We start from the raw sequence: 23,188 nt of genomic DNA, 5'->3' as shown, positions 1-23,188 counted from the left end.
GCGACGGCACCCAATAGGACGAGGACCGCGACCAGACAACGCCTCGGACCGTCCATAGTCGATCCTCCCTATGCTCGTCTGTCGGTTCGACTCCATCATCGCGCCCGCGGCAGGGTCGGCGGGCCATGATCACGACACCGCTGCATTCAGCCACTTCGCGGGTCAGCAACCGGTCTGTGCGATGCGCGCCGCATTCGACCGACCTGAGCGGTCGTCCAATTATGTTCCGGGATCTCGCGTTCGGGTGCGATCGGGAGATTTTGGTCCCGGCGACTCGTGTCAGCAATCCGCGAGGAAACTTCTGTGGCAGGGTGGTCGGCTATGCAGACAATCCTGATCACGGGGGCAACATCGGGTATCGGTCTCGAATCCGCTCAGCAGTTGGCCGCGGACGGGAACCGGCTTGTCTTGGTCGGACGTAATCCAGAGAAGCTCGCCGATACGGCGGAGCTGGTTCGGTCCGCGGGGGCAGCGGGCGTCGACACGCTGGAGTGCGATTTCGCCTCGCAGTCGTCGGTCCGGCAGCTGGCGAAAGCGGTTCTGGCCGCGTATGACCGATTGGATGTGCTGGCCAACAACGCCGGCAGCTACCACAAGACTCGCACCGAAACCGAGGATGGCATCGAGGCCACGTTCGCGGTCAACTATCTCGGGGGTTTCCTCCTCACCGAACTGCTCACCGATTTGATGGTGCGCAGCGCCCCGTCGCGCATTGTGTTCACCTCGTCGGTCATGCATTTCGGTGCAACCATGGATTTCGCGGATCTCGGCTTCCGGCAGGGATATTCGGGGGAGAAGGCCTACAGCCGCTCCAAGCTGGCGAATGTGCTCTACGCCCGCGCGCTGGCGCGTCGCCTGGAGGGGACCGGGGTGACGGTCAACGCCTTTCACCCCGGTGCGGTGGCGACCGGAATCTGGGACTCGATGCCTTGGTTCGGACAGCCCTTGGTCGCGGTCGCCAAGCGTTTGTTCATGATCTCGGCCGCCGAGGGCGGCCGGGCGCTCACCTACCTGGCCACCGATCCTGAAGTCGCCACGGTCAGCGGCTGCTACTTCCAGAAGAACCGCATCAAGACTCCATCGCGCCTGGCGCAGGACGACGCGGTCGGACAGCGGCTGTGCGACCTGAGCGCGGCCTTGGTCGGGCTGTCCGGGTAGCGGCAGCAACCTCACAGTCCACGACACCGTTGTCGACGAGCATTACACAACCTTCGTCGCCGACTGAAGCAGAAAGCAGGGGACCATGCTTCGTACTCGTTTCGAGTCGATCGGCTCGTACACACCGACGACTGTCCGTTCTACCGAGGAACTGATCGCCGAGCTCGCGGTGCCGAGGTCATTGGACCTCGAGCGCATCACCGGGATCAGGAATCGGCGCGTCTACGACTCTGATCCGGACCGGTATGAGTCATCCTTCGAGCTGGCGTTGCGGGCGATCGAGGACTGTCTACAGCACTCCGACTACGCGGCCGACGAGCTGGACGTCGTCATCTCCGCCTCCATCACGCGCACCCGCGGTAGGGAGATCTTCTGTTACGCACCGTCTTTCGCGCTGATGCTGGGCAACGCGATCGGCGCGAACGCGGCATTGCATTTCGATGTGTCCAACGCCTGTGCGGGCATGATCACCGGGGTGATGGTCCTGGACCGCATGATCAAGGCCGGTGTGGTGCGCAACGGCCTGGTGGTCAGCGGCGAGCAGATCACGCCGATCGCCGAGACGGCTCTCCGTGAGATCAGCCAGCCCTACGACCCACAATTCGCGGCGTTGACGGTGGGGGACGCGGCGGTCGCGGTCGTGCTCGACAACCGCGGCGACGACCGCGACGAGATCCACTACGTCGAACTCATGACCGCAGCCGAGGGCGCCGAGCACTGCATCGGCATGCCCAGCGACCGTGGCAGCGGGATCGCGATGTACACCGACAACCGCGCCATGCAGAACGAAGCCCGCTACCAGCAGGCCATCGACCGCATGGCCGACTTTCTCGCCGAGACCGGGCGCACCTGGGAGAGCGAGAAGTACGACTACTGGATCCACCACCAATTCAGCGCGCCTGCCATCGAATACATATCGGATCTGACCGAACGGCATTTCGGCACGCCGATGCCGCAGGCTCTCAACGTGCTGCACGACTACGGAAATACGGCTTCGACCTCGCATTTCCTGGTACTGCACGAGCATCTGAGGCAACAAAAGATCCCCAAAGGGTCGAAGATTCTCATGATCCCGGCGGCGTCGGGGATCGTCTCCGGATATCTCGCCGCGACCATCTCCCGTTTGGAGGCATGAGCATGGCAACGACGATCATCTCGGCCGCGACGAGCTCCGACCCCGACACCGGCAGCTACTTCGAACTGGCTGCCCGGGCGGCGCGCACCTGCGTGGAGCGCTCCAATGTCGGCCTCGACGAGATCGGAATGCTGATCAACGCGGGGGTTTTCCGGGACAGCAACATCTCCGAGCCCGCGGTAGCGGCACTCATTCAGAAGCGGATCGGCCTGGGCCTCGCCTACGAGGCCGGGCGTGCGCCGACTTTCTCTTTCGACCTGATGCAGGGCGCCACCGGCTTGCTGCACGCCATCGTGACCGCCGAATCCTTTCTCGCTACCGGCGCGGTGGAGTACGCGTTGCTCGTCGCGGGCGACGCCCACCCCTCGACCATGCGCGACGTCGCCGGTTTCCCGTACAGCGCCGGCGGCGCCGCACTACTGCTCGGAAACTCGCCTACCGCAGGTGGTTTCGGACGGCTGCACACTTGCCACACCGCTGGCTCGGACGAGCCGATCGCCTGGGTGGCGCTGGGCGAAGCCGGGACCAACGGACGTTCGGTCATGTCCGTCCGTGCCGGTGCGGACGACCCGGTCGATCTGGCCGCGGCGGTGGTACGAGCCTGCCTGGACGAGGAAGGAATCGACGGCAGCGATTTCGCCGAGAGACATGCGGTGCTGCTGGCCCCAGCACAGGCACTCGGATTCCGCACCCGCTTGGCGGATGCACTCGTCATCCCGTCGCAGTCGGTCGTCGGCTTCGACTCCTCGACCGGAGATCCCTACACCGCCGCCCCGGTGCACGCTTACCTGAACGCACTCAATACGGGCCTGCTCGACACTGCGCGTACCGTGATCTTCCTGGCCGCGGATGGGGCATCGGCGGCCTGTCTGGCCTACCACCCGCGCGTGGCATCGCCGTCACACCCGACGATGCTGGCGTGTGGGTGAAGCGCGAACGCTGATCCCAGTGCTCTCGTCAGCCCGATCGGGTGGAGCACGCTCAGCGGCGGCTACGCGCTACGGGCTCGCGACCGGGCTCAGGCAGCTGGCCGGTGGATCGACGAGGAAGCAGATGGCCGGGCCGCGGGTGGGGCGGTAGTCAGTGGGGACTCCGCCCGCGGCCACGATCTGCGTGTACGTGCCTACGGCGTCGGTGGGATGGCGAGTCAGCGTCGGGTCAGTGCGCACGTTGACCGTGTAGAGGCCGAATCGCGGTGTGTAGCTGCCCCATTCGTAGTTGTCGGTGATACTCCAGTAGTTGTAGCCGATCACGTTGATGCCGTCGGCCTTGGCGCGCTGGATCCAGTAGACGGTGTCGCGGAGATGATCGCTGCGGATGTAGCCGTCGGCGCGGGGAAGGCCGTTTTCGGTGGGCATTCCGTTCTCGACGATGTAGATCGGTTTGTTCGGGAAGCGGCGCGAATAGTGCTGCAGCGCGTAGTAGATACCTTCCGTCCGCAACGGCAGCTCCCAAATGCGCGGCCCCGGCAGGTTCGGCATCGCTGACCCGCTGGCTCGCACGATGGAATCGAGCAGCGCTTGCGCCGGATCGTAGGCGAAGTAGTAGTCGACGCCCACATAGTCCAGACGGTCCGCGATGCGGTCGATGAGCGCGCCATTGACCTGGGCCTCCGAGCCGGCGACATAGCCGACGTTGCTGGTCACCTGGGCGCCGGGCTGGACCTGGTGGATGTAGTCGTAGATGGCGTTGTGCGCCTGCGCGATCCGCTCCTCCATCTGCGCCGCGTCGGCAGCGCCCCTGCGGATCTCGTGCACGATATAGGCGACCGGCTCGTTCACGGTGACCCACAGCGGGTCGCGGGATGCGTAGCGGTCGACCACCATTCGCATGTTGACCAGCCAGTCCCCAACCATGCCCGGACTACGCCAGCCACCGCGATCGACGGCCCAGCCGGGGTACACCCAGTGGTCCAGCGTGATCATCGGCCGCATCCCGGCCCGCACGATACTGGCGATGACCGCGTCGTAGAAACGGAACGCGCCGGCGTCCCAGACCCCCGGCGCGGGCTGCAGCCGGGCCCATTCGATTCCGATTCGGAACACCCGTACGCCCAGGTCGGCCGCCAGGCGGATGTCCGACTCGTAACGGTCGTAGAAGTCGACCGAATCGTGCAGTTCGTCGTATTCGGGGTTCGCGGCGATGTAACGCGTCCAATTGCTATCGGGCGCATGGCCTTCGGACTGGAATCCGGAGGCCGCGACACCCCAGAGGAATCCCGCGTCCAGCGGCGGCAAGGCGGCGGCCGGCCGTATCGGTGGAATTGCCGGGGAGTGTGTGCAGAGCAGTAGGGTCGACGCCGCGGCGGCGAGCGCGGCCAGGACGTACCGATGGAACCTGGATCGCATCGACTCAGGGTAACCGGATACTCGCTTCCAGATCGTCGAAATCCGCGTGTCGCGAGATCCGCTCCCACCGCAGCGCCGGATCACCTTCGATTGCTCTGGTCACGACCTATACCGCATTGACCGCCGGTCGCTGGTGTTCGTCGCTTCCGGCGGAGCGCGAGTCGCGGCGGAACCGGCCGGGCGCGACGCCGAATTCACGACGGAAGGCGTTGGCGAAGCCGAATTCGGAGGCGTATCCGACCTGGGTGGCAATGGCGGTGAGCGGCGCGTCGGTGTCGCGCAGCAGCCGGGCCGCGCTGCTGAGCCGCCACCACGTCAGGTATGTCATGGGTGGTTGTCCGACCATGGCGGCGAACTTGCGCGCGAAAGCGGTCTTCGACATACCGATCTCGGCACCGAGGTCGCGCACGGTCCACCGGCGAGCCGGATCGGTGTGGATGTGATTGAGCGCCGCGGCGAGCATCGGGTCGGTCAGTGCCGCGGGCCAGCCCCGATCGGGCCGGCGGGTCGACTCCTCGTCCAGCCAGGCGCGCAGTAGGAACACCAGCAGCAGGTCCATCCGAGCAGGTAATGCCGAGTGGGTGCCGGGCCGGGGATTGGCCAGTTCCGCTCCGAGAAGGTCGACCGCGGCCCGCAGATCGTGGTGGCCCGACGACGCACGCAGGTGCACGACGTCCGGCAGGGTGCGCAGAAACGGATGCGCTTGTCCGCGATGGAGTCGGTAGGCGCCGCAGAGTAGGTGCGCGCGAATGGCGGTCGGGTTGCCGGGGCCTTCATCCGATTCGCCGGGCGGCTCTGGCGGCAGTGCATCGATGCCTCGATCGGGGCGGTCACTCATGCCGTGCACCGAGCCGTGTGGCAGGAATACGACATCACCCCCGTGCAAAGGGATGGGTTCGCCCGCGGGCGGGGTGAGCCAGCACGAACCGTGCAGCAGCACATGGAATCCGGCACCGGGGTAGGGGCCGAACCGGTTACCCCACGCTCCGGTGCGTCGCGTGCGGGTGAATTTTGCCTGGCCGGTGCGCACGGTCGCGATCACCTCGCTGAAGACATCCACGATCCCGAGCTTACGAGAAGCGGTCATGCCGTGGTCTTTTCCCGTATTTTCCAGGTGCACCGAAGCATGGATGCGACTGTTCGGGGCTCATAGCGTGGGTGGCGCTGCACGACTTCGGGTGCGGCGCGAGGAAAGCGAGCAAGCGCATGAGTACCGCAAACACAGGCGAGAACATCGTGGTGGACACCATCGAGCTCGGGGACGTCCGGATCACCCGCGTCGTGGAATGGCATTCTCCGATCGCGCCGGCAGCGGTGGTGTTCCCCAGCAGCACCGAGCAGATGTGGCGGTCCAACCAGGACTGGTTGGCACCGCACTTCTGGGATCCGGAGACCACGTTTTTCAAGGCGTACACCCAAACCTGGGTGCTGCGCAGCGGGGGACGCACCATCCTCGTCGACACCGGTGTGGGCAACGACAAGGAACGCCCGTATATGCGCGTGTGGTCGCATCTGGACACCGACTTCCTGAGCCGTCTCGCGGCTGCCGGTGTCGAGCCGGAGGACGTGGACATCGTCGTCAACACCCACGTGCACGCCGACCACGTCGGCTGGAACACCCGTTTGGTGGATCGCGAATGGGTACCGACGTTCCCGAGCGCGAAATACCTGATCGCCCGGGCGGACTTCGAGTTCTGGAACCCGGTCAACGGGTACCCCAAGCGCGGTTCGCTGGGCGGTATCAGCGGCGCGCTCGGCAACCAGAACATGTTCCTGCAGTTCATGGAACCGGAGTGCGAGGCATGCCTGAGCGAAGACGAGCCGGCCGCCGCGCGGCAGCGACGCCGCTTTCTGGAACGAGCCGCCGACACGAACGCATTGGTGCTACCCGCTCACCTGCCCGGCCCAGGTGGTGCGCTGGTGCGCCGCGAAGGCAGCGCGTTCGCGATCGAACATTGGGCACCGTTCAGCCCTGTCGCGTAGGGGAGACAGCGCAGGACGACCTCGCGCCGATGCCTCGGCAGGTCGCGCCGTCCGCACCGAGTTCCTCGCCTTTTTGTTTTGTGACGCTCGGCTTGTGGTTGGCGGCAGGATTCGTCGATGCAATCGTCCCCCGGGCGGGCTCGCCGTGATACTCGTGCACGACCCGCCACAAGACGGCCCAGCGGGTTACGCGCAGAAGGGAATTCTCATGACAACCAGCCTGCCCGCATTCCCCGCCCCGAACGAGGATCTGCTCGATACCTGCATCCGGCTCCGGGAGATCGCGCCCGTGGTCGAGGTGGAGTTTCCCGGCGGCGTGCCCGCATATCTCGCCCTGACCTACGACGCCGTACGCGAGATCCTCGCCGGGGACAACAAGACGTTCGCCCGCGAACCGAAGAACTGGCCTGCCCTGTACGACGGCTCGATTCCGGAGGACTGGCCGCTGCGTGCCGTCGTCCAGGGCGACCACCTGTCCACCAAGGATGGCGACGACCATCGGCGGCTCCGTGGCCTGATCAGCAAGGCGTTCACGCCGGGCCGGGTGCAGGCCCTGGAGCCGCGGGTGCAACAGATCATCGACCGGCTGCTGGACGACGTGGTGGCCGCAGGCGACGGTGTCGATCTGGTTCCGACCTTCACCGAAGCGCTGCCGATGGCGGTAATCTGCGAACTGTTCGGCGTGCCCGAGCCGGAACGGGATCGGCTGCGGCGTTGGACCGCTGTTCTCCTGGCGCACACAACTCCTCCCGAGGAGGCGTTCTCGACGCAGAAAGCGCTCATGGCGTATTTGTACGAACTGGCGGAGCGCAAGCAGCGGGAGCCCGGCGACGACCTCACCACAGGCCTGGTGCAGGCCCGCGACGAGGACGACAAGCTCACGTCCGAAGAGCTGGTCGCCGTCCTGTGGATCATGCTGGTCGCCGGCCACGAGACCACGGTCCACATGCTCGGCCACGCCATCCTGGCGTTGGCGCAACACCCCGATCAGCTCGAGCTGGCCAAGGCCGACGACCTCTGGTCCGACGTGGTCGAAGAGACCGTGCGATACCGGCATTCGGTGATGATGACCAGCTGGCGGTTCACACTGACGGATGTCACGATCGCGGGCGTGGCCATCCCCAAGGGCAACGCGGTCGGCGTGGCCTACCAGGCGTGTGGCATCGACCCGGCCGAGTACGGCGAGACCGCGAACCAGTTCGATATCACCCGGAAGCAGCGGGCCGGACATCTCGGGTTCGGCCACGGACCGCGGTACTGCATCGGCGCCGGGCTGGCCCGCTTGGAGGGAAGGCTCGCGCTCGCCTCGCTGTACCGGCGGCTGCCGGAACTCACCCTCGCGATCGACCCGAAGGGCATCCCCTACTCGCCGTCCTTCTTCACGATCGGCCCGCTGTCGGTGCCGGTCAACCTCGGCACCGTGCGGCGATGACGAGTCCAAGGCCAGGTCATCACGGCCCACACGGCGAGTAGGAGCACGGCCACCGTAATCAGATACCAGGGCCAGGGGCCGAGCACGTCGAGCAGCGAGGGAGTCGAGGGTTTCCCGTTGACGAAGCCATAGTTCGTGTCGGCGATGGCGTTGAAGACAAAGGTCACCGCCGTCCACACCATGGTGACTGTCACGGCGATCCGGTAGCTGCGCCAGTCCGGGTGCATGCCGATGCCCCAGGTCAGGTAGATCGCGGTCCAGACCACGACCAGGTGAATCGCCCAGAAGGCCAGGAATTCGTAGTGTGGGAAGTCCGGACTGTGCAGCGCGGGTGATACCAGCGCCTGCGTGCTCAAGGTGAGGCACCAGTAATAGGTCAGGGCATACGCCCAGCGGCGGTGCGACCATAGCGCGTACGCGGCAACCATGGTCGCAAGATCGGTCAGTCGCAGCGGAACCGAGCGGCCGAACGTCGGGGGGACCATCGTGGAAAGGTAGATCGCCAGGTACAGCGCGATAATCGCGGCACCCGAGACGCGCCCGAATCGGCGTGCGCTCTCGGGGCTACGGTGCGTGCGCCCGATGTGGACGACCACCGCCGCCCCGGCCGCGAACACGGCCAGCACCACCCAGTGTGACGGCCCGTATGCGGAGAACTCCCGCTGCGCCGATAGCGGGTCCACCTATCTGATCTTATAGCGTGGGCACGCCCCGTCGAAGTCTCGCCGCCGCCCTGCGCCGTGAACTCGTCGCTGATGTGGGCTTCGTGCTGCGCACCGTGCCGTCGACGCTGATGGACCCGGTCTCCGCAGCGGCCGGACCCGGTGCCGGTCGTCGGCGGCGCCGTCATTGCCGAACGGCGCGGGGCAGGCGTCCTGTCGTGGGCAGTTGACCGATGTTTCACCCGGAGCCGGTCGGTGGGCGGCAGGATAGAACAGTGCAGCGGATGTGGGCAGCGGGTGCCGTGGTGACTCTTCTGTCGGCTGGTCTTCTGTCGTCCGGCGCGGGCCGGGTGTCGGCGGATGGTCCTGGACGGTTCGATCTGCAGGCGCATCGGGGCGGGTTGGGGCTGGTGGTGGAGAACACGCTGCCCGCGTTCGCGAATGCGCTCGAGCTCGGGGTGAGCACGCTGGAGTTGGACGTGCAGATCACCGCGGACGGGTACGCGGTGGTCACCCATGATCGGGATCCGAGTCCGGCGAAGTGTGTGGATACGGCTCCCGCCTTTCCGGGAGACCCGAAATTTCCGTATGTGCCCGAGACGACCTACATTCGGGATCTCACGCTGGCACAAGTACGCACGATCGATTGCGGCTCTTTACCATTGGCCGATCACCCCGAGCAGCGGACCGCTCCGGGAGCGCGAATGCCGTTGCTGTCGGATGTGTTCGATCTGGTGCGCGCGTATCGGGCCGATCAAGTGATGCTGAATATCGAGACCAAGGTCGAGGCGGCCGCGCCGGAGCAGACCGCGTCGCGGGAGCAGTTCGTGCACGTTGTGGCGGGGGAGGTGCACCGGGCGGGAGTGGGACAGCAGGTCACCATCCAGAGTTTCGACTGGGGCGCGCTGATGCGCATGCGGGAGGTGGCGCCCGACCTGCCGATCGTCGCGTTGACCAGCGGCCAGCAGAATTTGCGGGTCGGTGAGCCGGGCGCCTCGCCATGGCTGGGCGGGATCGAAATCGACGATTTCCCAGGGTCGCCGCAGGAGAAGTACGTCGCGGCCGCGGCATACATCGGCGCCGCAGCGGTATCGCCGGTGCACGGCAGCCCCCAGAACGGCACCGTCACCGACCCTGCCTATCGGCCGTTCACCACAGCCGAACTCATACGCGCGGCACACCGCTACGGGATGCGCGTGGTGCCCTGGACGGTAGACGACCGCGCCACGATGACAGCACTGCTCGACCTCGGCGTGGACGGCCTCATCACCAACCGCCCGGACCTGCTCCGCGCCGTGCTGGCCGACCGCGGCCACCAGCTACCCCAGGCATATCGCCGGCCTTGATCTTCGTCGGCTAGAGATAAAACGGAGAAGAAGGCGGGAACACGACCGGCAATGCTGCCAATGCTCGGTGAAATGGGCCAGGGCGCCACACGAGTTCCTCTTTGGGAACCGCTAGTTTCAGTTCCGGCAGGGTGTCCAGGAGTTGATCGATGACGTCCTGCGCGAGCAGAAGCCCGTACGGCCGCGCGTGCGCAGGACAGGCGTGCGGGCCGGTGCTGAACGCCAGATTCCATCCGTTGTCCAGGAATTCACCGGTGTTCATCTCCGGATCCGTATTACAGGCGGCCATGCTGATGATGACCGGCTGATTGGCAGGCAGCCATACGTCCTCGATCAGAATGGGCTGGCGAGGATAGGTAATGCAATAGTTCGCCATTGGCGGGTCGGTTGCGAGCCGCTCGTGGAGTGCGGTCTTGGTTGACAAGTGAAGGCTATTACCATCGTTGGTAAAGCGGGTATCGGTCAGCATCATCAGCAGGGTGTTACCGATGAGGTTCATTGGTGGTTCGACACCGGCCGCGAACAGCAGGACCAACTGATGCACCATCTCCTCGTCGGACAGCCCGGCGGGATGCTGGACCAGCCTCGTGGTGACGTCGTCAGCCGGGTGAGCGCGCTTCAGAGCGGTAAGGTCGAGCAACGCCTGACCCATCCTCGCGTTCACCGTTTCCGTATCCACACCGTCGAACATCGCGGCACTGGCCTCCGCGACCCGCTCACCGATATCCGGTGGACAGCCGAGTACCTGGCAGAAGACCGAGAAGACCAGCGGGAGGACGTACTGGCTCAACACGTCGGCGTTCCCGTCCTTGCAAAACGTGTTGATGATCGGGATGGCGGATCTCTCCACCATGGATCGCAGGTCGTTCAGGTCGATCCCGTCCAGGGCGTCGTTCAGAGCATGGCGGTAGCGAGCGTGCTCCGCACCGCTGGTACGTATTGCGTTGGGTCGGTACTCGATCATCGGCATGATCGGGATATCGCCAGGCACGGTCTTCTGCCAGGTACTCGGATCGGCTGGAAAACGGTCGGAGTCGTTGAGAATGCGCACGGCGGTGCGATATTTGATAACCAGGGTCGCAGGCACTCCTGGCCACATCTCGACCGGCACCAGCGGCCCGTAGTCTCTACGCATCCGGCGGTAGAACCCGTGCGGATCGGCCGCAAATTCTGCACTGTAGATCGGGATCCGAGGACCTATGACCTCGATCGACGACATTGGGTCGGCGGTAGCACCCTGATGCGTGTGCTGCGGATACACGTAGTCTCCTTGATGTCGGTTGCGGCAGCATAGTACCCAAGTCGCGGGCCGAGCGAAGGCCGTCGGGTCGCTAAGTTGTTCCCTGCCAACAGGTTTCTGTCACCAGAGCTGGTTTCGGCCGCACATCGCGCCAGGTCTTGTGGTCTACGAGTTCCGCTACGACGCCCTGGATAGGGCGCCCCGCGGGGCGCCCTATCCGGACTTGCCTTGGCAGGATCAGTGACGGCGCGGGTCGTGGCAGCGGGAGTCCCACGCGGCAGGCAGATCCTCGGACAGTACCGGTGCACCGAGGATTTCGTCGTCGAAGGCGAAGGCGTCCAGCAGTGTCGGCAGGTTGTCGGCGAGGCTGTCGATGGCGTGACGGAGCTGCTGCTTCGTCGTCTCGACAGCAGCGATGTCGAGTAGACCATGGGTGAGATACCACGCGGCATGTTGGTCGAGATAGTGCAGAGCGAAAACATCACGAACAGCAGCGATCTCAGCATGATCGGCATGCTCATGGAGCAACCGCAAGGCCTCTTCGGCGCAATAGGCCTCGGCGATGCTGAGCGCCTCCGGAATGACCGCCAACCGATCTGCGAGCGCTGGAGTCGCCAGATGCTGCTGTGCCTCTTGCACGATCGTCAGAGTGCGAGCGTTGAGCAATCGTGCGCGGTCGCTGGCGTCGGCGGGATCGTGCAGACCGGGTTCAGGTGGCAGCGTGCCGGCGAGTTGTTTGGCCAGTACGCGACCGGCGACGGAACCGAGGACATGACAGTCGCCCTCGCCAGTGATGGCTGCATGACAGACTCCGAGGTAGTCGGCTACCCGGTTAGCGCTGAACATGCCCTGCGCACCCATCTTCAGGCGACAGTGCGTCACCGTATCCAATGCATGCAGTTGGATGAAGTGCTTGGCCAACATCACCGACACGACGGTGTCGCGATCAGTGAGATCGCTGCCCGCGAGGAAGGTCTTGATCGCGTTACCGTAGATGGTCCGGGCGACAGTGCCGGCCAGGTCGGTGAGCAGTGTGTCGCGCACGTGTGGGATATCGACCATGAGTGGGCTGTCGACAGGCGTCAGTGGCACTACCCGCTTGGCGGCGTAGCGCAGCGCGATATAGAGCGCGGCGCGGGCCGTGGCGTTCAGGCATGATGAGAGCGCCAATCGCCCGACGGTCAGTTGGCTGATCGCCGATGCGAACCCCCGCTTCCGGCTTTGCTCGTCGCGCCAGGTCAGCACACCCTCATCATCGATGGTGGCCAAGTCGTTGCTCAGCCAGGCACTGCGCTCGACCCGGAGGTTATCGAAGCTGATGACCGAGTTGTCCATGATGACCAGCGGCTGATGGTCGAGCTGGGTGATCGTCACGCCGGGGCACGGGTCGCCGTTGGCGTCGCGTAGTCGCGCCGTGAACAGGTGCACGCCATGATCGACGCCCGCCGCGTCGATGAACCGTGCACCGATGACACAGACCCGGGCAACCGGGATGCCAACGCTGGGCATGAATTTCCGCGCCCGCGGGTTCGGGGTGTTGAGTACGAATCCGTTACCGTCCCATGTCGCGGTGGTCTGCATGAATCCGATGTTGGAGCCGCACCCGTATTCGGTCAGCAGCATGACGCCGATGCTGGACGCGTCATCCAGGTCCTGTAGGTACGGCGCGGCGGAGTCGGAATCGGTCAGGGTGGACAGGCTGCCCGAGGCCAAGTTGTAGTGGCCGGAGATCAGCGGGATCAGGTCCGTCGCGAGCACCGCGGACCAGTCGAACACCGCGAACAGCTCCGGTAGATTGGTCGCGACAGCGCGAGTACTGCCGATCTCCTTGACCAGATACCGCAACTGGTCATACGCGTTCTCTCGCCGCCGCTCCTGGCTCTGCTTCTCCGTGACGGCGAAGTCCGGGTTGCGCAGAACCTGCTGCAGCTGCTGGTGGAACTCCAGGTCGCCGTGCCGAAGAAGCCCGGCCAGCGATGTGCGTTCCGTATACCCGTGCGTAACCATAACCGACTCCTACTCATTTCCGATCCCAGCGGTTACTCATCCACCGTTGGGCATACATGGGCCATCGCTGCCGAACTTCCACGCATCGGAGCCAGCGGTTACCGCACGTTCACACGGACACCGCCGGGGACCGGGACAAGGGAGCCGGACGATCACCTGTCAAAAGCTCAATGCACCACGCACCTTCACGTAAGGTTTCGTTCCGCGACCCGGCCACCGGGTTTCGTGCACCGCGCCGCGGAGTCGACGCGCGCTGATCCCGGCCCTCGGGGAATCGCAGGAACACAGAGGGAAATTCCGAAAGCCGCGGTCGCCCGATCCGGTCTCGCCGGTGGGGCGGGCGGTCTGTTGGTATCGGCCGGGCAGCAGCGTGTGCACGCTGCCGAGCCGATTGCGGTCGCGTCGACCTGCGACATCACCGTTGCCGCAGAGTTGCCATTGACCGACCGAGACACGAAAAGTATTGTGCCACAAACAGTCTTGCGGCTCATGGCGAACGTAGCAAACATTTGGCTGGCGGATGACCTGGTGTTCTGCCGAACCCGGCTGACCAGGCAGTACCCGCGCCGATCGGGCGACAGATCTGTCTGCCGATTCGCCAGGATTCTTTATCTACGGAACGGCCGGTATCTTTTCGGAAGTTCAGTGATCGAGCCGTGCATCGAGCATTCGGGCGATCAAGTACTGCAACTGCCTTGCTGGCCTGTAGCCGTGCCGGCCGCTCCCATCTCGCTGTGCCTCTCATCGGCACGGCGGCGCATCGGCCATCACCACACGCGGTAAGGGACGCTCGTGGTGTAGCCGGTGGTGCGGTCGAGGACAACGGTCAGGCACAGCTGCCACCGGCAGTGGAGACCCGATATGCCCGGAGCGGCACGGGAACTCATGCGTCGGCCGATACCGTCGCAGCGCGCACGTTCGGGAGACCGAGGTTGTCACGCAGGGTGGTGAAGGTGTCGAAGGAGGTCACCACGTTCCAGGCGGCGCGTCCGCCGGAAAGGTGATCCAGGCTTGCGAACTGCCGGGCCAGCTCGTAGGGCTCGTTGAAGGTCGCCTTGATCGTGCCCGCGAGCCCGAGATGTTCGGTGACCGCGGCGATCGAGGCGAGCACGGTGAAGGTGTCGGGGCGGCCGATGATGTCCTGATCGAAGATCTTGCCCGCGCGTTCGCGCAGGATGAGACCTTCGGCGAGGAAGAAGAAGTCGAACTTGCCGCGTTCGGCGGTGCGCGCGGTGTGTTCGAAACTGCTGAAATCGATCTGGCTGCCCGCCTCGGGATGCCACCAGGCGGTGTGGTGGTTGACGCCGCCGAGATAGGCGCCCAGGATGACCTGCTTACGGAGTGTGCTCATGTTCGCCTCGCTCAGGCAGTCGCGTAACGGTTGGGGACGGTGGTGGGCAGCCCGAGCAGCGTGCGCAGCGAGCCGTCCGGGTAGTGGGTGCGGAACACGCCGCGGTGTTGCAAAGCGGGGACGAGCCGGTCCGCGACGGCGGCCAGATCGTCAACCGCGACACCGGGTCGCAACCGGAATCCATCGACCCCCTGCCCGCTCCATTCGGTGAGCAGTTCAGTGAGATCATCGGCGCTGCCCGCGAAAATCGGGGCGTCGGAGGAGAATTCGGCCCCCGGCGGCCTCGTTCAGCCGTGCTAGGCGCTGCGGACCGGTCGCCTCGTCGGTGTCGAGGAAGACGGCGATATCGGCGTAGACCCGCAGCGGTTCGCCAGCGCGGTCCGCTCGTGCCGCGGCGGACGCCACCTGCTCCAGGACTGCACCCTGACCGGCCTCGCGGGTCGGGGTGACGAAAACCAGATCCGCGCCTCCAGCGGCGAATTCGTACTCCAACGGGGGAGTGGGCCAGCGCTGCCACAACCGGCTGTCCCTGTGGCGGCCGGGGCGTGATGGAGGGTCCGCGAACGCTGAAGAAGCGGCCCTCGAAGTCGATGTAGTGCAGTTTGTCGCGATCGATGAAGCGACGGGTGGCCACGTCGCGGATCTCGGCGTCGTCCTCCCAGCTGTCCCACAGTCGCCGCACCACCTCGACGGCGTCGGCGGCTTCGTCGAACAGATCGTGCACGTGACCGGGATAGCTGCCCGATGCCACCGCCTCCACGATCTCGGCGGCGGTGAGGTCGCGCACTTCGCGGCGTCCGAAGTGACCGGCCTCCTCGGCCGTGCCGGACACCCGCACCTGCCAGCCGGCCCGGCCTCGCGACGTGTAGTCGAGCGTGGCGATCGACTTGGAGACGTGGAACGGTTCGCTGTGGGTGACGGTCACGGTCGGAATGAGCCCGATGTGCCGGGTGACGGGGACGCGCGCGGCGATGAGATGGGCATCGATCCTGGCCCGGACCCGGTCGACAACGTCGTCGGACGGCACGTGACGTTCACCCGGAATCGTCAGGCTGTCCTCGATGCTCACGAAATCGAGCAGTCCGCGTTGTGCGGTGGTGACCAGATCCGTCCAGTATCCGGGGCTGAACAGTTCGGCGGGCCGGGAGTTCGGCTCCCGCCACGCGGCCGGATGCCAGCCCGCTCCGTCGAGCGCGACGCCGAGATGCAATCGGTTCGGTGCCATCGTCTCCCGTTTCTGTGCATGCGTGCATGTCGTGTCCCTCAACGCACGAATCGCTGCCGGCCCACTCGACGCTCGCCCTGCCCGTGATTCGCCCAGCGGCGGCCGGGCAGCCCGGCCTAGCCGAACGATGTCGAAAATTGCCTGGCCACGTGATATCCGCGTCGGTGACCACCACCGCGATTCCGGTCGCAATGGATGGGTGTCAACGGTTGAGATCAGCTCGAGCCATGGGAAATACCTCTGGACAAGGCGACTTGCACGGTTCGACGCACTGTGCGCGAAAAGGTCGTGATCCGGAGATCCGGTGGCGTGACTGGAAAGGTGCCTGTTCCCTCTCCGGTCCGATCCAAGTGCCGCAACAGACCATCGAGACGGTGGAGCGCGAGGCGGAATTCGTCGCCGAGTGAATCGCGGGACAGTGGCCACCCGAGCGTCGCTGCGCGGGGCGTCTACTGCGCCGATGGCGCGGGGCACATCGCGGAGGATGAGGTCTCGGCCGTCCGGCCAATGCGCTCGGCCAACGTGGGGGCCAGGCCGGAGGTCATCATCATCGCCACGGCCATGGGCATCTGCGCCAGCGTGGCCAGCAGACCCGACCAGCCGAGCACCGCCTGGAAGAACGGGAACAGCTCCGCCAAACGTGCCACCGCCACCGGAGGCGCCGCGGCGACCTTGTCAGGTACGAAACCCAGCCACGGCAACGTGCACAATGCCACCGCAAGGCCGAGCTGGTCCTCCGGGCCACGCCCGCGCCCCGGTGCAACGAATGCGATATCGGCGGGAGTCAGCGTGAAGAACCGGAACAGCTCCTCGCGGCTGATCTGCGGAAACTCCCGCAGACGCGCCAACTCCTCGGCCGCGAACACCTGCGTCGTCACGAAACCTGACCTCCAGCACACCGACCAACCTCATCGGCAGCCAAGCCGAGCACCTACCGCAGCCCGAACCGATCACAACGCCATCGCTGCTGGTCCAGCCATATGTGTTGTTTTTCGCGCGGTTACTACCGGAACCCCGCGTGTCGGGAAGCCGTCAGTGTTGAGGCGTTCCGTCGGTGGGGTGGCGCCGGTGAGTTACTCGTGGACCTGAGCCTTCTTTGTGGGATGCGCGTCGCCATTGTCCGCGCCGAGGCCCGCGAGCAGGCGCAGCCCGTCTTCGGCGGGGCTGCCGGGGGCGGCGGACAGCACCAGCAGCTCCATACCTGTTTCGTCCGGGAGTGCGAAGTTCTCCTGGTGCAGTTCCAGCAGCCCGACCAGGGGATGCCGGTAAGCCTTGCGTCCATGTGTGCGGGCGCGCACGTCCGCGCGGGCCCAGAGGCGGCGGAAGCGCTCGCTGCCCATCGCCAATTCGCCGATGAGCGAGGCCAGGCGGGGGTCTTCGGGGTATTTGCCGGCAGCCAGGCGCAGATGCCCGACCACGTCGAGGGTGCATTTCTCCCAGTCCGCGTATAGGCCGCGCTCGGCCTCCTCGAGGAAGATGTGCCGGGCGGTGTTCAGGCCCGGCATCGACCGGCCATAGAGGAGTCCGGCGAGGCGGTTCCCGGCGACCACGTCCAGGCGGTGGTCCATGATCAGTGCGGGTGCGTCGGCGACCAGATCGAGGATGCGCAGCAGCTCCGGCCGGACGCGCCCGCCCGGTGCCTTCGCGCTCCGACGGCGCTGCCGGGCGAGCCGGTAGAGGTGCCCGCGTTCGGTCTCGTCGAGGCCGAGGACGCGGGCGAGTGCGTCGAGGACCTGCTCGGAGGGTTGAGTCGCGCGGCCCTGTTCCAGGCGTACGTAGTAGTCGACGCTGACTCCGGACAGGTGCGCGATCTCTTCGCGGCGCAACCCTTCGACCCGGCGGTGCCTGTCGGTGGGGATGCCGGCGGCCGCCGGGTCGACCCGGGAACGCCGGGTCCGCAGAAAGCCCGCGAGGTTGTCCATGCCCTCAGTATGGCGGCGTTGGTGCCCGCGAAGGTGGTCCTGCCATTACCAGGAAGTCCAGTCCGATGGAAGAGGCGTCCCTGAACGCCGGGTGGTGCGATGCCCAGGATCGAAAGCACCTGAATCGAAGGAGTTCTGATGAAGACGCTGATCGTTTATGCCCACCCGGAGCCGAAGTCGCTGAACAGCTCGCTGAAGGACCTCGCAGTGTCCACGCTGGAGGCTGCCGGGCATGAGGTACGGGTGAGCGATCTGTACGCGATGAACTGGAAGGCGGTCGTGGACGCCACGGACTATGGCCCCGATGCTTCGAGTCCGCTGAAGGTCGCCCTGGACTCGGGCCGGGCCTTCGACGCCGGGACGCTCACCGCGGACGTCCGCGCCGAGCAACAGAAGCTGCTGTGGGCCGACACGATCATCTTCCAGTTCCCACTGTGGTGGTACACGATGCCCGCGATCCTCAAGGGCTGGGTGGACCGAGTGTTCACCTACCACTTCGCGTACGGGGTCGGCGAGCACAGCGACACCAAGTATGGTGAGCGCTTCGGCGAAGGCACCCTCGCGGGCAGGAAGGCTCTGCTGTCGGTGACCGCCGGCGGCCCGGAGTCGCATTACGCGGCCCGAGGGATCAACGGTCCCATCGATGATCTGCTGTTCCCGATCCAGCACGGCATCCTCTACTACCCGGGTATCGAGGTGCTGCCGCCGTTCGTCCTGTACGGCACCGACCGGATGACCGACGATGCCTACCCGGACGTTGCCAAGGCATGGCAGCAGCGCCTGCGCACCCTGGAATCGACCGAGCCGATCGCGTTCCGGCAGCAGAACTTCGGTGACTACCAGATCCCCTCGCTGCACCTGAAGGAAGGACTGGAGCCCGCGGGCCGCACGGGTTTCGGACTGCACGTGCGCGGCTAACCGCAGGAAGCCAGCTCACAGACCGCCGAGGTTGAGCCGGGTGTTCATGTTGAGTTCGACCTCGCCGTATGGGAGCACGTGCGACCAGAACAGCGGGGTCAGGCCGCGCTCGTCCTCAGCGGTGAGCAAACCGTCCCATTCGGGGGTCGGCCAGAATGTCCTGGATCATTGCGGCGTCCGCTCAGGAACCCGTCGATCGCGCGACGGATGGCGTGCTCGGGCTGATCGAGCACGTCGGTCACGGTGAACCCGCCGATGCGCGGGTCGGCCAAACCCTGCGCAAGCTCACTACATCCTGCGCGGGAGCCCGCAGCGCCCTCAGATCGGGATCTTCGTAGCTGCCCATAGCCACCAGCAGCGCGACGCGGGCGCCGACCCGATCGGGTCCTGGAACCATGACGCGCCAGCAACACGGCGAGCAGCTGCTCCTGCTGCGCGGCGGTCGCGCCGGTCAGTTTGATGGTGTCGCCGTCGATGGTCAGCTCGACGCTGCAGTTGCGACCGAATCGCCGCAGTCAGCGCCGCCCGGTGCAGTACCCCTCAGGGGTGTACTGGCAGGGCCGCTCGTTGCGCCCCTTGTAGCCCCCGTGATTGCTGCTTCGGGCTCGCTCTCCCACGCCGGAGCCACGCCGATCGGCAGGGTCGTGCGAGTACCGGTCCGCGGTGACGGCCACGAATGGTTCGGGCGAGACGAGGGCAGGCGTCACCAGTGCGCCTCCGATCAGAGTGGCGGCTACCACTCGACGTACCGGGCGACGCTTCTTTGCGTTCTCCATGGCTTTTTCCCGTCGTATAACGTGCCGTTAGATAGCGATACGATAGATGACGGTGCACCAGTTGGGGAAGAGGTTTTGGATCTCAGACGGATCAGGAATCGAGAAGCGCCCACCCCGCCCCGCCTCTAGCGTGACTGCCACGGACATCACAAGCGGGACTCGCCGCGGCCGCGCGGCCGAAGGTGAGCCGGACGCCCTGCTCGAAGCTGGTTAGATCGAGCCAGGCGCCGCCCACGGAGACCGCGAAGGCGACCCCGCCCGACAGATGGAGACACGATGAGCACGGCATCGCGAAGCGATTCGACGAGGAGTGGTGGCCGGGTGACGGGTGGGCGTTCGGCCACGACGACGGACGCGCAGTCCCCGGTACTGTCCCTTGCCGACAGCCACGATTTGATCCGCGTGCACGGCGCGCGCGTGAACAACCTCCAGGACGTCAGCATCGAGATCCCGAAGCGCAGGCTGACGGTGTTCACCGGTGTCTCCGGCTCGGGCAAGAGCTCGCTGGTGTTCGACACGATCGCCGCGGAATCGCAGCGGCTGATCAACGAGACCTACAGCGCCTTCGTGCAGGGCTTCATGCCGACGCTGGCGCGGCCGGAGGTCGACGTACTCGATGGGCTGACGACCGCGATCATCGTCGACCAGCAACGGATGGGTGCCGACCCGCGCTCCACCGTCGGCACCGCCACCGACGCCAACGCGATGCTGCGCATCCTCTTCAGCCGGCTGGGCAAGCCGCACATCGGCCCGCCCAGCGCCTATGCCTTCAACGTCCCGTCGGTCCGAGCCACCGGTGCGATCACGGTCGAACGCGGTGCCGGCAAGACCAAGGCCGAGAAGGCGACCTTCACCCGCACCGGCGGCATGTGCACCCGCTGTGAAGGACGGGGAACGGTCTCCGATATCGACCTCACCCAGCTCTACGACGACACCAAGTCGATCGCGGAGGGCGCGTTCACCATCCCGGGCTGGAAGTCCGACAGCTGGTGGACAGTGCGGCTCTACGCCGAGTCGGGCTTCCTCGACCCGAACAAGCCGATCCGCAAGTACACCAAGAAGGAGATGCACGACTTCCTCTACCGGGAGCCGACCAAGGTGAAGGTCGAGGGCATCAATCTCACCTACGAGGGGCTGATCCCCAAGATCCAGAAGTCGTTCCTCGCCAAGGACCGGGAGGCCATGCAGCCGCACATCCGGGCGTTCGTCGACCGGGCGGTCACTTTCCAGACCTGCCCCGAGTGCGGCGGCACCCGGCTCAGCGAGGCGGCCAGGTCCTCGAAGATCAAGGGGATCAACATCGCCGACGCCTGCGCGATGCAGATCAGCGACTTGGCCGAATGGGTCGGCGGCCTCGAGGACCGGTCGGTGGCGCCGCTGCTCGCGGCGCTGCGGCATACCCTCGACTCGTTCGTGGAGATCGGGCTGGGCTACCTCTCGCTCGACCGGTCGTCGGGCACGCTGTCGGGCGGCGAGGCGCAGCGCGTCAAGATGATCCGCCACCTCGGCTCGTCGCTCACCGACGTCACCTACGTCTTCGACGAGCCGACCACGGGCATGCACCCGCACGACATCCAGCGGATGAACGACCTGCTGCTGCGGCTGCGGGACAAGGGCAACACGGTGCTCGTCGTGGAGCACAAGCCGGAGACGATCGCGATCGCCGACCACGTCGTCGACCTCGGCCCGGGCGCCGGTGCGGCGGGCGGCACCGTCTGCTTCGAGGGCACCCTCGAGGGGCTGCGGGCCAGTGGCACCATCACCGGCCACCATTTCGACGACCGAGCCACCCTCAAAAAGGCGGTGCGCAAGCCCACCGGCACGCTGGAGATCCGCGGCGCGAAGACCAACAACCTTCAGGACGTCGATGTCGACATCCCGCTCGGCGTGCTCTGCGTCGTCACCGGCGTCGCCGGCTCCGGCAAGAGCTCACTGATCCACGGATCTGTCCCCGCCTCGGCGGGCGTGGTGTCGGTCGACCAGGCGCCCATCCGCGGCTCGCGACGCAGCAACCCGGCGACGTACACCGGTCTGCTCGACCCGATCCGCAAGGCGTTCGCGAAGGCCAACGGCGTGAAACCGGCGCTGTTCAGCGCCAACTCCGAGGGTGCCTGCCCCACCTGCAACGGCGCCGGCGTCATCTACACCGACCTGGCGATGATGGCCGGCGTCAGCACCACCTGCGAGGACTGCGAGGGGAAGCGGTTCCAGGCGTCGGTGCTGGACTACCACCTCGGCGGCCGCGATATCAGCGAGGTGCTCGCGATGCCGGTGACCGAGGCCGAGGAATTCTTCGGTTCCGGCGAGGCGCGCACGCCGGCCGCGCACGCCGTCCTCGGCAGGCTCACCGACGTCGGGCTCGGCTACCTCAGCCTCGGCCAGCCGCTCACGACGCTGTCCGGCGGTGAGCGGCAGCGACTGAAGCTGGCCACCCATATGGCCGAGAAGGGCGGCGTCTACGTCCTCGACGAGCCGACCGCAGGCCTCCACCTCGCCGACGTCGAGCAGCTGCTCGGCCTGCTCGACCGGCTCGTCGACTCCGGCAAGTCGGTCATCGTCATCGAGCACCACCAAGCGGTGATGGCGCACGCCGACTGGATCATCGACCTCGGCCCAGGCGCAGGCCACGACGGTGGCCGGATCGTCTTCGACGGCACACCCGCCGACCTCGTCGCCGCCCGATCCACCCTCACCGCCGAGCACCTCGCGGCCTACGTCGGCGCCTGACCAGGTCCGCGAGAACACCTCGATGAGTTGCCTCGCTGATGGCGGAGCGACGTAGGATCCGCTATGTGACTCGGAGAGCCGACTCGGCGCAGCAGCTGCGCGACCTGGCGCTGTTGCGTCGCGTTCGCGATCGGATCGATCGCGAGTACGCGCAGCCGCTGGACGTCGAGGCGCTCGCCCGCGGCGTCCACATGTCGGCCGGGCACCTCAGCCGCCAATTCCGGCTCGCCTACGGCGAGTCGCCGTACTCCTATCTGATGACGCGGCGCATCGAGCGCGCGATGGCGCTGCTGCGTCGGGGTGACCTCAGCGTCACCGAGGTCTGTTTCGCGGTCGGCTGTCAGTCGCTGGGCACCTTCAGCACGCGGTTCACCGAGTTGGTCGGTGTGCCGCCCAGTGTCTATCAGCGCGAGGCGGCGAACGAGACGGCGGGGATGCCGTCGTGCGTGGCGAAACAGGTGACCAGACCGATCAGGAATCGAGAAGCGCGGGTCGGCGAGCCGCATCTAGCGTGATTGCCATGGACATCACCATTCACTCGAGTTTCCTCCCGCAGGACGACCCGGACGCGGCCTTGGCCTTCTATCGCGACACCCTCGGTTTCGAGGTGCGCAAAGACGTCGGTTACGGCGGGTTGCGCTGGATCACTGTCGGCCCCGTCGGCCAGCCCGAAACGTCTATCGTCCTGCATCCGCCGGGCGTCGACCCCGGCATCACCGACGACGAGCGCCGCACCATCACCGAGATGATGGCCAAGGGCACCTACGCCGCCATCCTCCTGGCCACCAAGGACCTCGACGGCGCCTTCGAGCGGGTGCAGGCCGCCGACGCCGAGGTGGTCCAGGAGCCGACCGAGCAGCCGTACGGAGTTCGTGACTGCGCCTTCCGCGATCCCGCGGGCAACCTGGTCCGGATCCAGGAGCTGCGCTGAGCCGTCCGGCAATGCGCCCGCGGTCGC

General features: G+C 66.1%; 16 protein-coding genes and 3 pseudogenes. 10 read left to right on the top strand and 9 right to left on the bottom strand.

The genetic code is table 11. The annotated features are described in order from the left end of the window. Positions 1-321 precede the first annotated feature (321 nt). The 3 genes from AB0M45_RS29940 (at position 322) to AB0M45_RS29930 (ending at position 3,222) form a co-directional block, all read left to right on the top strand. Positions 322-1,158: an SDR family oxidoreductase gene (locus AB0M45_RS29940; RefSeq protein ID WP_364336084.1), complete on the top strand. Its 837-nt coding sequence runs from the start codon at positions 322-324 to the stop codon at positions 1,156-1,158. Positions 1,159-1,243: 85 nt separating this feature from the next. Beyond that, a complete protein-coding gene (locus AB0M45_RS29935; RefSeq protein ID WP_364336082.1) occupies positions 1,244-2,293 on the top strand; it encodes a 3-oxoacyl-[acyl-carrier-protein] synthase III C-terminal domain-containing protein in 1,050 nt (349 codons plus the stop codon). Positions 2,294-2,295: 2 nt separating this feature from the next. Then, entirely contained in the window at positions 2,296-3,222 is a 927-nt protein-coding gene (locus AB0M45_RS29930; RefSeq protein ID WP_364336080.1) for a hypothetical protein, read from the top strand. 69 nt (positions 3,223-3,291) lie between these two features. Here the strand turns inward: AB0M45_RS29930 and AB0M45_RS29925 are convergent, their stop codons facing one another. Both AB0M45_RS29925 and AB0M45_RS29920 read right to left on the bottom strand, forming a co-directional pair. Further along, a complete protein-coding gene (locus AB0M45_RS29925) occupies positions 3,292-4,641 on the bottom strand; it encodes a family 1 glycosylhydrolase (RefSeq protein ID WP_364336078.1) in 1,350 nt (449 codons plus the stop codon). A 106-nt stretch (positions 4,642-4,747) separates the two neighbouring features. Further along, positions 4,748-5,728, bottom strand: a complete 981-nt coding sequence (locus tag AB0M45_RS29920; protein WP_364336076.1) for an AraC family transcriptional regulator — start codon at positions 5,726-5,728, stop codon at positions 4,748-4,750. Between the two features lie 119 nt (positions 5,729-5,847). On the opposite strand from AB0M45_RS29920, the gene AB0M45_RS29915 reads away from it, so the two are divergent. After that, entirely contained in the window at positions 5,848-6,624 is a 777-nt protein-coding gene (locus AB0M45_RS29915; protein WP_364336074.1) for an MBL fold metallo-hydrolase, read from the top strand. A 208-nt stretch (positions 6,625-6,832) separates the two neighbouring features. Beyond that, entirely contained in the window at positions 6,833-8,056 is a 1,224-nt protein-coding gene (locus AB0M45_RS29910; protein WP_364336072.1) for a cytochrome P450, read from the top strand. Here the strand turns inward: AB0M45_RS29910 and AB0M45_RS29905 are convergent. Beyond that, positions 7,987-8,739: a TIGR02206 family membrane protein gene (locus AB0M45_RS29905; protein WP_364336070.1), complete on the bottom strand. Its 753-nt coding sequence runs from the start codon at positions 8,737-8,739 to the stop codon at positions 7,987-7,989. The two genes, AB0M45_RS29910 and AB0M45_RS29905, sit on opposite strands and share 70 nt — an antisense overlap. Before the next feature lie 263 nt (positions 8,740-9,002). On the opposite strand from AB0M45_RS29905, the gene AB0M45_RS29900 reads away from it, so the two are divergent. Beyond that, positions 9,003-10,064 carry a glycerophosphodiester phosphodiesterase family protein gene (locus AB0M45_RS29900; RefSeq protein WP_364336068.1) on the top strand — a complete coding sequence of 354 codons (1,062 nt, stop codon included), beginning with the start codon at positions 9,003-9,005 and terminating at the stop codon, positions 10,062-10,064. A 10-nt stretch (positions 10,065-10,074) separates the two neighbouring features. Here the strand turns inward: AB0M45_RS29900 and AB0M45_RS29895 are convergent, their stop codons facing one another. The 6 genes and pseudogenes from AB0M45_RS29895 to AB0M45_RS29870 all read right to left on the bottom strand — a co-directional run bounded on the left by AB0M45_RS29895 (position 10,075) and on the right by AB0M45_RS29870 (position 17,809). Then, a complete protein-coding gene (locus AB0M45_RS29895) occupies positions 10,075-11,325 on the bottom strand; it encodes a cytochrome P450 (protein WP_364336066.1) in 1,251 nt (416 codons plus the stop codon). Between the two features lie 216 nt (positions 11,326-11,541). Further along, positions 11,542-13,311: an acyl-CoA dehydrogenase gene (locus AB0M45_RS29890; RefSeq protein WP_364336064.1), complete on the bottom strand. Its 1,770-nt coding sequence runs from the start codon at positions 13,309-13,311 to the stop codon at positions 11,542-11,544. A 946-nt stretch (positions 13,312-14,257) separates the two neighbouring features. Next, a pseudogene (locus tag AB0M45_RS29885) lies at positions 14,258-14,662 on the bottom strand (LLM class flavin-dependent oxidoreductase); the annotation flags it as partial. Between the two features lie 11 nt (positions 14,663-14,673). Further along, a pseudogene (locus AB0M45_RS29880) lies at positions 14,674-15,887 on the bottom strand (LLM class flavin-dependent oxidoreductase). A gap of 629 nt (positions 15,888-16,516) precedes the next feature. Next, positions 16,517-16,765 (bottom strand): annotated as a pseudogene (locus tag AB0M45_RS29875) (DUF4158 domain-containing protein); the annotation flags it as partial. 195 nt (positions 16,766-16,960) lie between these two features. After that, the gene (locus AB0M45_RS29870; RefSeq protein ID WP_364336062.1) at positions 16,961-17,809 is read right to left on the bottom strand and encodes a helix-turn-helix transcriptional regulator; all 849 of its coding nucleotides are present in this window, start codon (positions 17,807-17,809) and stop codon (positions 16,961-16,963) included. A 138-nt stretch (positions 17,810-17,947) separates the two neighbouring features. On the opposite strand from AB0M45_RS29870, the gene AB0M45_RS29865 reads away from it, so the two are divergent. The 4 genes from AB0M45_RS29865 (at position 17,948) to AB0M45_RS29850 (ending at position 23,161) form a co-directional block, all read left to right on the top strand. Further along, positions 17,948-18,727, top strand: coding sequence for an NAD(P)H-dependent oxidoreductase (locus tag AB0M45_RS29865; protein WP_364336060.1), 780 nt, complete (start codon positions 17,948-17,950; stop codon positions 18,725-18,727). A gap of 1,052 nt (positions 18,728-19,779) precedes the next feature. After that, positions 19,780-22,230, top strand: a complete 2,451-nt coding sequence (locus AB0M45_RS29860) for an excinuclease ABC subunit UvrA (protein ID WP_364336058.1) — start codon at positions 19,780-19,782, stop codon at positions 22,228-22,230. 38 nt (positions 22,231-22,268) lie between these two features. Further along, positions 22,269-22,745 (top strand): helix-turn-helix transcriptional regulator, encoded by a 477-nt coding sequence (locus AB0M45_RS29855; RefSeq protein ID WP_364336056.1) that lies wholly within the window; start codon positions 22,269-22,271, stop codon positions 22,743-22,745. A 5-nt stretch (positions 22,746-22,750) separates the two neighbouring features. After that, on the top strand, positions 22,751-23,161 hold the full coding sequence (locus AB0M45_RS29850; protein ID WP_364336054.1) for a VOC family protein: 411 nt from the start codon (positions 22,751-22,753) through the stop codon (positions 23,159-23,161). The last annotated feature ends 27 nt before the right edge of the window (positions 23,162-23,188 follow it).

The organism is Nocardia sp. NPDC051787 (assembly GCF_040681325.1).
GTDB lineage: Bacteria > Actinomycetota > Actinomycetes > Mycobacteriales > Mycobacteriaceae > Nocardia.
The sequence above is the reverse complement of the archived record's forward strand: the minus strand, read 5'-3'. Positions and strand labels throughout refer to the sequence as shown.

What these genes read in the sequence shown, in the direction of transcription:
- AB0M45_RS29910 (WP_364336072.1), top strand. Translation starts at nt 6,833, where the DNA reads ATGACAACCAGCCTGCCCGCATTCCCCGCCCCGAACGAGGATCTGCTC.
- AB0M45_RS29930 (WP_364336080.1), top strand. Translation starts at nt 2,296, where the DNA reads ATGGCAACGACGATCATCTCGGCCGCGACGAGCTCCGACCCCGACACC.
- AB0M45_RS29915 (WP_364336074.1), top strand. Translation starts at nt 5,848, where the DNA reads ATGAGTACCGCAAACACAGGCGAGAACATCGTGGTGGACACCATCGAG.
- AB0M45_RS29940 (WP_364336084.1), top strand. Translation starts at nt 322, where the DNA reads ATGCAGACAATCCTGATCACGGGGGCAACATCGGGTATCGGTCTCGAA.
- AB0M45_RS29890 (WP_364336064.1), bottom strand. Translation starts at nt 13,311, where the DNA reads ATGGTTACGCACGGGTATACGGAACGCACATCGCTGGCCGGGCTTCTT.
- AB0M45_RS29865 (WP_364336060.1), top strand. Translation starts at nt 17,948, where the DNA reads ATGAAGACGCTGATCGTTTATGCCCACCCGGAGCCGAAGTCGCTGAAC.
- AB0M45_RS29850 (WP_364336054.1), top strand. Translation starts at nt 22,751, where the DNA reads ATGGACATCACCATTCACTCGAGTTTCCTCCCGCAGGACGACCCGGAC.
- AB0M45_RS29935 (WP_364336082.1), top strand. Translation starts at nt 1,244, where the DNA reads ATGCTTCGTACTCGTTTCGAGTCGATCGGCTCGTACACACCGACGACT.
- AB0M45_RS29855 (WP_364336056.1), top strand. Translation starts at nt 22,269, where the DNA reads ATGGCGGAGCGACGTAGGATCCGCTATGTGACTCGGAGAGCCGACTCG.
- AB0M45_RS29920 (WP_364336076.1), bottom strand. Translation starts at nt 5,728, where the DNA reads ATGACCGCTTCTCGTAAGCTCGGGATCGTGGATGTCTTCAGCGAGGTG.
- AB0M45_RS29870 (WP_364336062.1), bottom strand. Translation starts at nt 17,809, where the DNA reads ATGGACAACCTCGCGGGCTTTCTGCGGACCCGGCGTTCCCGGGTCGAC.
- AB0M45_RS29925 (WP_364336078.1), bottom strand. Translation starts at nt 4,641, where the DNA reads ATGCGATCCAGGTTCCATCGGTACGTCCTGGCCGCGCTCGCCGCCGCG.
- AB0M45_RS29860 (WP_364336058.1), top strand. Translation starts at nt 19,780, where the DNA reads ATGAGCACGGCATCGCGAAGCGATTCGACGAGGAGTGGTGGCCGGGTG.
- AB0M45_RS29900 (WP_364336068.1), top strand. Translation starts at nt 9,003, where the DNA reads ATGTGGGCAGCGGGTGCCGTGGTGACTCTTCTGTCGGCTGGTCTTCTG.